This is a genomic window from Rugamonas violacea, assembly GCF_016461825.1.
Taxonomy (GTDB): domain Bacteria; phylum Pseudomonadota; class Gammaproteobacteria; order Burkholderiales; family Burkholderiaceae_D; genus Rugamonas.
The window spans coordinates 93,771-101,955 of the sequence record NZ_JAEMNU010000040.1; the positions used below are offsets into that span (position 1 = coordinate 93,771).

Genomic DNA, 8,185 nt, shown 5'->3' on the forward strand with positions numbered 1-8,185 from the left:
CCCCCCCCCCCCCCCGCCGGCGACAGTTTGCCGGGATGCCAGGCCAGTCCAACCTCCCACTGCGCGGCCTGGCCCGCCAGCGGCAAGCTACGTATCGCGCCCGGCAACAACCACTGCGCGCTGACCGGCAGCAGCGCCAGGCCGATACCGGCGGCCACCAGCGCCTGCACGGTGTGGGTATCGTCGGCCTCCTGCACCACGCGCGGCACGAATCGATGGGCTTGGCACCATTGCTCGACCTGCGCGGCCAGACCCGGTCCGCGCGCCTGCGCCAGCGCGACGAAGCCGTCCACGTTGAGCCGCGCGAGATCATCCGGCACGCCCTGCCACGCCGATTGGGCCGGCACCGACAAGGTCAATTGCTCGACCATCAGCGGCAGGAATTCCAAGACAGAAGCGGGCGGCCGGCGGACAAAACCCAGCTCCAGCTCACCACTGCCGAGCCTGAGATACTGTTCCTGCGACGACAAATCGTTCAAGGACACGTCCACAGCGGGAAAGCGCTGGCGGAACCAGGCGACCCAGCGCGGCGCCAGCCTCAGCGTCGACAGGCCGAAGCCGAGCCGCAGCCTGCCCCGTTCGCCCTGCGATGCCTGGCGCACGCGTTGCAGCAGGCGATCGGCGTCACGCACCAATTGCTGCGCCTCCGGCCAGAACAGCCGGCCCAGCGCGCTCAAGGCCGCGCCATGTTTGCCGCGCTCGAACAAGCGCCCGCCGACCTGGCCTTCGAGCATCACGATCTGCTTGCTCAAGGTCGACTGCGTCATGTGCAGCAGCATCGCGGCCCGGCCGAACTGGCCCTGCTCGGCCAACATCAAAAACGATTTCAACAACCGGATATCCATTCCAATTCCGCATAGTAAATAGCCATATTATTCATTTTACTACTTGATTGGCGATGGCTAACATGAGGCACTTCCCCTCCATGAAAGCGAAGCTCCCATGTCCAGCCCAGTGTTACGCGCCGCCTCGGTCCAATTCCAGCATCGCGCCGGCGACAAAGCCTACAACCTCGGCCGCATCGCCGCCTTCAGCGCCGAAGCGGCGCAGGCGCGGATCCAGCTGATCGTGTTCCCCGAGATGTGCATCAGCGGCTACTGGCACGTGCCCAAGCTGGGCGACGCCGCCCTGCACGCACTGGCCGAAGCGATGGATGGGCCGTCGATCAGCGCCCTCGTCGCCCTGGCCCGCGAGCACGGCCTGGCGATCGGCGCCGGCCTGGTGGAGCGGGCGCCGGACGGACGCCTGTTCAACACCTACGCCATCGCCATGCCCGACGGCCAAGTGCACGCGCACCGCAAACTGCACGCCTTCGAGCATCCGCTGATCCACAGCGGCGAGCGCTACACCGTGTTCGACACGCCATGGGGCGTGCGCGCGGCCATCCTGATCTGCTGGGACAACAACCTGGTCGAAAACGTGCGCGCCTGCGCGCTGCTGGGCGCGCAACTGCTGATCGCGCCGCACCAGACCGGCGGCACCGACTCGCGCAGCCCGCACGCGATGAAGCCGATTCCGCTGGCGACGTGGCAGCGGCGCGCCGTCGATCCGGCCGCGATCGAAGCCCAGTTCCTCGGCCCGAACGGGCGCGCGTGGCTGCTGCGCTGGCTGCCCGCGCGGGCCCACGACAACGGCCTGTTCCTCATCTTCAGCAATGGCGTCGGCCAGGACGAGGACGAGGTTCGGACCGGCAACGCGATGATCCTCGATCCCTACGGCCGCATCCTGGCCGAAACCTGGGCCGCCGCCGACGCCATGGTCACGGCCGAACTCGACTTCGGGTTGGTCCCCATGAGCAGCGGCCAGCGCTGGCTGCGCGGACGCCGGCCCGAACTGTACGCGATCCTGGCCACCGCGCGCGGCGACGAACTCGACGCGCGCGCCGCCCGCTTTTCCGCGCAGCCGACCGGTGGCATCGTCGGCATGAAATTTCCATGACGGCGCCGCGCACATTAGATAGAGCGTTAGAGCGTTATAGGCTGGCGTGCTCCAGAATTTCCTGGCCCGTCAACGCGCAACTGCCTTTCAGTTGCGCGTAGATCAAATCGATACCCATGAGTCCAATGAAAAATCCCGGCTTTCCCCGTTTTCCGGCTTCGCCACCGAACGCGGCCATGCTCCCAAAGCCAGCCAGGCCGCCGGTATTGCCTTCGGTGTATCGGCCCGGCAGCCCGCCATTGGACCCGCCAACCGGAGATGTTTCGTAACCGGCAGGCGGCAGGTTGGAACGGCGAACATCAAACCATGCTCAATAGCGGCATGGTGGGGCACGCCGCCGGCAGCGCTGGCTTCAATGCACTACTCAATGCGCAAACCCCGATCATTTGGATTTTGGACACGAACGATCAGCTGTTTGTCATGGATGGCATGGTTGGCGACCCCAAGCACAGCATGGCGGCCATGGGCGCGGACGTGCGCAGCGGCGGCACCGGTGAATGGCTGCCCGGTACAAACGGCACCACCCGGTTCACGATCTTTAATATTACCGGGCACTATCACGCAAGCCACGAGTCGCTGTCCCGAGCCGCGCGAGTATTCAGGCAGGCAGGATTCCCACCCGACATTGGTCAAGATCCCAGAGGTTCGCCCCCTCGCGGCTATAGGTGGAGCGTCGGCCAAACATTGGGTTTCAACTAAATAGGCATGGCCGACTTTACCTGCACCGCGCAGATCGCGCTTAGAGGCTGGCATGCTCCAAAATTTCCTGCCCCATCAACACGCAACTGTCCTTCAGTTGCGCATAGATCAAATGCATGCGGTACTGGCCCTTGTAGATGCTGCCCCACACTTCCAGCACGTCGAAGGACTGCGCCTTGTTGGCCGGGTTGCGGATCGGCGCCAGCACCTTGACGGTGGAATCGATTTCCATGCGCTCGTCGGGACCGAAGTGGAAGGTCAGCAAGCTCTTCGCCTGCTTGACGGCCTCGGCGGAACAACGGTGCGCCGGTTCCGCTTGCACCAGGCCAGTGCTCACGAAAAGGGCCGCTGCGATGATTTTTTTCATTCAAGCTCCAATTCCAAAAATTGATCGCTAGCAGCCTAACAGATTTGCCGCAAATCACCGCTGTTGTAGGCGTCGAAGACTTTGGCGTCGAGTGCGCTGATGGTGTGGCTCGGCTCGGCGTCGGCGGCGGACGCGGCGGCGCCGTGTGCGGCGGGAACAAACAAGGCGGTGGCGCAAAGAGGGCCGGCAATATATTGAGTTCGCATGGATCACCCTGGCGTGGCATGAGCGGCGGCGGCGCGCTCATGCTGTGGTTGGACTACGTACCGCCATACTAAGCAAAACCACGGCCGACACCAGTGCCAGTTGGACGAACGCGGCGTCTCGGGGAATGGGTGGCGCAAGGCCGGGGTCGAACGGGAATCGGCGGGCGGGCAAGCTTGCCGCCACGTTCGCAACCGCTTGTGCTTGCTGCTCCTACAGCGTCGGCAAAATCTTCAATGTCCTATCTGAAAATGCCTGCACCCCAACATCCTCGATGGTGACATTGGCCACCTGGGCGGCGGGCGGACCGCGTTTCGCCCAGTCGATGATGGCCTCGATTGCCGCCGGCTCGCCATCAACGCAGGCCTCCACCGAGCCATCGCGGCGATTGCGAACCCAGCCGTAAAGGCCGAGGCCAATCGCTTCCTTCGCCAAGGAGGCGCGATATCCAACTCCCTGTACGCGTCCTTCTATGAGCAGTCGCTTCGCCATCGCCAATCACCAATCACCAATCGCAGCTTGCAACGCACCGACGACACGGCCCAGCTCGGCGTGAGCGCTGTCAAAAAGCGCGCCCCGGCCCATCGCTATGGTTGATACGGCACGAACGCATCGTTCGGGCCCGGTTCGCGGCGTTTCCGCGTCGCCTCTTGCCGATGCGCCTCCCGCCGCTGATCGGCCTGCTCGATCTGGCGGATCTGCTGCTCGAACATGGCGATCATTTCCTGCACGTCCTGGACCATCTTGACGAGGACTTTCCTCAGCTCCGGGTCGGTGGTCTCCATCAATTGTTTTTGCAACTGGCGCAGGTTCTTATGCAGACCCTTAATTTTGGACAGCAACATCGAAACGCTGCCCTGGCTCTCCACACTCGCCCCCATCCGCGCCGAGGCCCCCGAACCGTTCGCGACACTAGCGACCATCATATTCTCCCGTTATCCGAAGGCACGTCCAACTCAGTTGCCAGGCAAGGCGGCGCTACGCGGCAGATCGATCTTGCCTTCCGCCTCGTTCTTGCGCCTGGCTTCGATCCGATTGATTTCTTTCTGCTGCTCGGCCCGCTCCAGCTGGTAGATTTGCTGCTCGATCGTCTGTATCGTCTGCTGCAGGTTCTCGATCATCTTCACCAACACTTTTTTGACCTTGGGATCGGGCTCATCGGCGATTTGCTTTTGGATCAGACCGATGCTTTTGATCAGACCCTTGATCTTCGTTTGCAACGCGGCTACGCGGCTTTGGCTGTCCATGTCGGCCCCCATGCCACCGGAAGTACTCATACCATTCGAAACAATCGAGACCATCATTCTCTCCAATTCTTGCGCTGCAAGCAGTAATAACCATGCGGCAGACGCCTGCCGGAAAACCGAAATACCAATAGTAACAAATGTACCACGAAAGCCGGGCGGAAATTTCACACATTGTCACACGGGAACAATTTCGGTGCCTCCAAGCGGCGCGGCGCGGCCCGACCGATTCCGCCGAGCCGCGCCGCACCTGCAAAGCCAGCAGCGCAACCCGCCCGGGCTGCGCTTGCCGCGTCAAGGCAGAACTACTTTGTACACCTGTTGCGGCGTCGCCAGCAAGAACTGCTTGTTGCCCAGCGCATGCACCGCGCGGAAGGGCCCCGGCGGCACGCCGACCGGCAGCGGCAGCAAATCACCCGGGCTGGCGGTGGCACCGACGACGCGGCTGACCGTGCCTTGCGGCGCGATCATGAAAACGTTGTCGTCGCCATTGACCATCAGTAGGTTGCCGCGCTCGTCCACATCGATGCGGGCCGCGCTGTTGGCCTCAAGGGTGACGAATTTGTCGCCGGTCGGAATCGTGCTGACGGTGCCATCGAGGCTGCGTTTGCGCAACTGGATCGACGAGTCGACGAAATACAGAATGCCGGCGACATCCTGCGTCAGGCTGCCGGGGCAGGCAAAGCTGGCCACGCCGAGCGGACCGTCGACCGCCTTGGCCAGTGAATTCGACAAACCCGGCACGGTTGTCACCACGCCGGCAACCGAGACGGTGCGCAAGCTGGTCTGCGGAATGCCGTTGATCAACGCCTCGCCGTCGCGGCAATTGGTCCAACCGTCGGACACGGTCAGATTGCCCGCCGCGTCGGCGGAGACGCCCTTCAAACCCGAGAACAAGGCGCCGCTACCGATCCCGTTCAACTTGTCGACATCCGGGCCGGGCTTGCCCGCCACCGTGCTGACGACACCGACCGGGCTGATCTTGCGCACCGTTTTACCGTCGTTGACGAACAAGTTGCCGCCGCCGTCGATCGTCAGGTCGCCGATGTTCTCGAAGCGGGCCGCCGCGCCGACACCGTCGAGCACCGAGCACTCACCCACCGCGCCGGCCAGCACCGAGGTCGCGCCGGCCGGCGTGATCTTGCGGATCAGGCAGTTGGAGCTGTCGGCCACATAGTAGTTGCCGGCCTTGTCGGCCGTCACGCCGCTGATGTTGTTGAAGCGCGCCGCCGCGCCGATGCCGTCGGTGCCGGGCGGCTCGGCGATCTTGCCGCCGGCGAAGGTGGAAACGCGGCCCTCGGCGTCGATCTTGCGCAGCGCGTGGAAACTGGTGTCGGCCACGATCAACTTGCCGTCGGCGGCGACCAACAATCCGCGTGCGCTGCCGAAGCGCGCCGTCGAGGCCAGCCCATTGGTCGAACCATAGGCGTCGAGCGCGCCGGCGATGGTCCGCACCACGCCGGACGGCGAGATCCGCCGCACCACCCCGCCGTCGTCGTCGGCGACGTACACGACACCGGCGCCGTCGACTGCGATGGCGGTTGGCAGGCGGAACCGCGCCTGCTCGCCGGGGCCGTCGGCAAAGCCGCGCTGGTTGGGGCGCCCGGCCAGCGTCGTGACCACGCCGGCCGGCGTGATTTTGCGCACGGCAAAGCCGTCGACGACGTAGACATTGCCGTTCGCATCGACCGTCAGATAGCCGGGAGAGAAAAACTCCGCCGCGCTGCCCACACCGTCGCGCGTTCCGAAACCGTTAACGCGGCCGGCCAAGGTTGTGACCATGCCGGACGGCCTAATCTTGCGGATCTGGCTCTGATCGGGAAGATAGATGTTGCCATCCCGATCAACAGTCAGGCTGTCCATGCTGAAAAATCGGGCGCTGGCGAGCGGACCATCCACCGGCGTCTCGGCCTTGCCGCCGCGCGCAAGCAGGACCACTTTGCCGTTCACGTCGATCTTGCGCAAGCCGCCTTCGCTGGTCACGTAGATATTGCCGGCCGCGTCCACCGCCATGCCTTCGATGTTGGTGTACCCCGGAGCCGGCGTGGAGCCGACGATGCTGTTGATGTCGGCCACCGTGCTGACTTGACCGGACGGACTAAGCTTGCGTATCGTGTTGTTGCCGGTGTCGGCGATGAAGATGTTGCCGGCGCCGTCGACGGCGAGATTGGCCGGCCAATTGAACTTGGCGACCGCCAAGGGACCGTCCACCGCGCCCTTGTCGCTCCAGCTGCCGCCGGCGACCAGGTTGAAGCCGATGCGCGATTCGACCTTGGGCGGCAGCGGCTCCGGCGTGGCGGGAGCGGTCGAACTGCCGGAACCGCAGGCGGCCAACAAGCACAACAAAGAGGCGCCACTTGCCTGGCGCAGAAGCACATACCTATCCATGCGTTTCTCCATTAGGTTATTAAGCAACATTACCATGCTACTATTAATTTTCGTGGAGAAATTGTTATATTTGTAAGCGTTGGTAAATTCGAATGACCTCAAGCCCTTCTATTTGATGATTTCCCCAACAAACATTGGAAGACGCGCCATCTTGCTATCAACACGCCTCACTGCCCTTTTCTGCCCCGGCATGCGCCCGCTGCGCATCGCGCTGCTCGGCCTGGCCTGCGCCGTCGTGCCGCCTGGCGTCGGCGCCAGCACTGGCAAAGCGGACACGCCAACGGTCTTCCCGACGGCATCTTGGCAGGCGCTGCCGTCCGCAGCCCAAACGCCGGCCTGCAGAACGGCATTGAACTCGGCGCGCGACTACCTGCGCACGCTCGACACGACGGCCCTGCTCGCCGTGCGCGATGGCCGCAGCCTGTTCAGCTACGGCGACGTGGCCGCGCCCAGCATCCTGTTTTCGGCCCGCAAGAGCCTGCTGGCTATGATGTACGGCAAGTACGTGGCCAATGGCAGCATCGTCTTGGAGCGCACTCTTGCCGAACTGGACATCGACGATGTCGGCGGCCTGCTGCCGGTCGAGCGCGGTGCAAGCCTGGGCCAGTTGCTAGAGTCCCGTTCCGGCGTCTACCACGCCGCCGCCAACGGCGGTGACGACCATGCGGCCGCCCCCGCGCGCGGCACGCAAGCGCCCGGCAGCTACTTCCTCTATAACAATTGGGACTTCAACGCGGCCGGCACGGCGTTCGAGCAATTGACAGGGCAAAGCCTCTACAAAACGTTCGCCGAAGACTTTGCCGCTCCCTTGCAGTTGGAAGATTTTGACCCGGCCCGGCACCACCGCAGCGGCGACGCCAGGCAGTCGCTCCATCTGGCCTACCACTTCTACCTGTCGACGCGCGACATGGCGCGGCTCGGTTATTTGATGTTGCAACAGGGCCGCTGGGGCGACCGGGAGTTGATTCCGCCGCAATGGGTGGCACAGATGATCAAGGTTGGCACGCCCTCGGCCGACATGCACCCGCCCCATGTCGCCGCCCGGCATTTCGGCTACGGCTACATGTGGTGGCTGTTGGAGGAGCCGGCGCCATCGCCATTGCACGGCGCCTACATGGCCTGGGGCATTCACGGCCAGTACATCCTGGTCATGCCGGCGCGGCGGATGGTGATCGCCCACAAGCGCCAGGTGCCGGTGAACGGCAACTGGAACGTCGGCTGGGTGCAGCCGCGCGACTTCCTGCGCGCCGCCGCCATGCTGGCCGACGCGCCCTGCGATTGACGGTATCGCCAAAACGCCAGCGGCTACAAAAACCACCCAAAGACAGAGAGCCGGGGGGGGGGC

The 8,185-nt window shown here is 64.0% G+C and carries 10 protein-coding genes; 3 read left to right on the forward strand and 7 right to left on the reverse strand.

Annotation, left to right across the window (positions count from 1 at the left end; translation table 11 throughout):
* Positions 1–845 (reverse strand): LysR family transcriptional regulator (locus H7U20_RS09815; RefSeq protein ID WP_199758972.1); only part of this gene is annotated, 845 nt, incomplete at its 3' end.
* A 97-nt stretch (positions 846–942) separates the two neighbouring features.
* Here H7U20_RS09815 and H7U20_RS09820 point away from each other — a divergent pair.
* Positions 943–1,938, forward strand: coding sequence for a nitrilase family protein (locus tag H7U20_RS09820; protein WP_199758973.1), 996 nt, complete (start codon positions 943–945; stop codon positions 1,936–1,938).
* Between the two features lie 258 nt (positions 1,939–2,196).
* Entirely contained in the window at positions 2,197–2,637 is a 441-nt protein-coding gene (locus H7U20_RS09825) for a hypothetical protein (RefSeq protein WP_199758974.1), read from the forward strand.
* Between the two features lie 40 nt (positions 2,638–2,677).
* Here H7U20_RS09825 and H7U20_RS09830 read toward each other — a convergent pair whose 3' ends face one another.
* From H7U20_RS09830 to H7U20_RS09855, 6 genes are all read right to left on the reverse strand, one after another.
* On the reverse strand, positions 2,678–3,004 hold the full coding sequence (locus H7U20_RS09830) for a hypothetical protein (protein ID WP_199758975.1): 327 nt from the start codon (positions 3,002–3,004) through the stop codon (positions 2,678–2,680).
* 35 nt (positions 3,005–3,039) lie between these two features.
* The gene (locus H7U20_RS09835; protein ID WP_199758976.1) at positions 3,040–3,210 is read right to left on the reverse strand and encodes a hypothetical protein; all 171 of its coding nucleotides are present in this window, start codon (positions 3,208–3,210) and stop codon (positions 3,040–3,042) included.
* 211 nt (positions 3,211–3,421) lie between these two features.
* Positions 3,422–3,700 (reverse strand): acylphosphatase, encoded by a 279-nt coding sequence (locus tag H7U20_RS09840; protein WP_199758977.1) that lies wholly within the window; start codon positions 3,698–3,700, stop codon positions 3,422–3,424.
* A gap of 95 nt (positions 3,701–3,795) precedes the next feature.
* Positions 3,796–4,134, reverse strand: a complete 339-nt coding sequence (locus H7U20_RS09845) for a FlxA-like family protein (protein WP_199758978.1) — start codon at positions 4,132–4,134, stop codon at positions 3,796–3,798.
* Positions 4,135–4,164: 30 nt separating this feature from the next.
* On the reverse strand, positions 4,165–4,623 hold the full coding sequence (locus tag H7U20_RS30165; protein ID WP_199758979.1) for a FlxA-like family protein: 459 nt from the start codon (positions 4,621–4,623) through the stop codon (positions 4,165–4,167).
* A gap of 123 nt (positions 4,624–4,746) precedes the next feature.
* Positions 4,747–6,798, reverse strand: a complete 2,052-nt coding sequence (locus H7U20_RS09855; RefSeq protein WP_199758980.1) for an NHL repeat-containing protein — start codon at positions 6,796–6,798, stop codon at positions 4,747–4,749.
* Positions 6,799–7,030: 232 nt separating this feature from the next.
* Between H7U20_RS09855 and H7U20_RS09860 the strand changes: the two genes are divergently transcribed.
* The gene (locus H7U20_RS09860; RefSeq protein WP_199758981.1) at positions 7,031–8,122 is read left to right on the forward strand and encodes a serine hydrolase domain-containing protein; all 1,092 of its coding nucleotides are present in this window, start codon (positions 7,031–7,033) and stop codon (positions 8,120–8,122) included.
* Positions 8,123–8,185: the final 63 nt, after the last annotated feature.

Bases quoted from the DNA above. Each gene is read 5' to 3' on its own strand.
- H7U20_RS09845 (WP_199758978.1), bottom strand. From the start codon at position 4,134: ATGATGGTCGCTAGTGTCGCGAACGGTTCGGGGGCCTCGGCGCGGATG.
- H7U20_RS09835 (WP_199758976.1), bottom strand. From the start codon at position 3,210: ATGCGAACTCAATATATTGCCGGCCCTCTTTGCGCCACCGCCTTGTTT.
- H7U20_RS09820 (WP_199758973.1), top strand. From the start codon at position 943: ATGTCCAGCCCAGTGTTACGCGCCGCCTCGGTCCAATTCCAGCATCGC.
- H7U20_RS09830 (WP_199758975.1), bottom strand. From the start codon at position 3,004: ATGAAAAAAATCATCGCAGCGGCCCTTTTCGTGAGCACTGGCCTGGTG.
- H7U20_RS09840 (WP_199758977.1), bottom strand. From the start codon at position 3,700: ATGGCGAAGCGACTGCTCATAGAAGGACGCGTACAGGGAGTTGGATAT.
- H7U20_RS09860 (WP_199758981.1), top strand. From the start codon at position 7,031: ATGCGCCCGCTGCGCATCGCGCTGCTCGGCCTGGCCTGCGCCGTCGTG.
- H7U20_RS09825 (WP_199758974.1), top strand. From the start codon at position 2,197: ATGTTTCGTAACCGGCAGGCGGCAGGTTGGAACGGCGAACATCAAACC.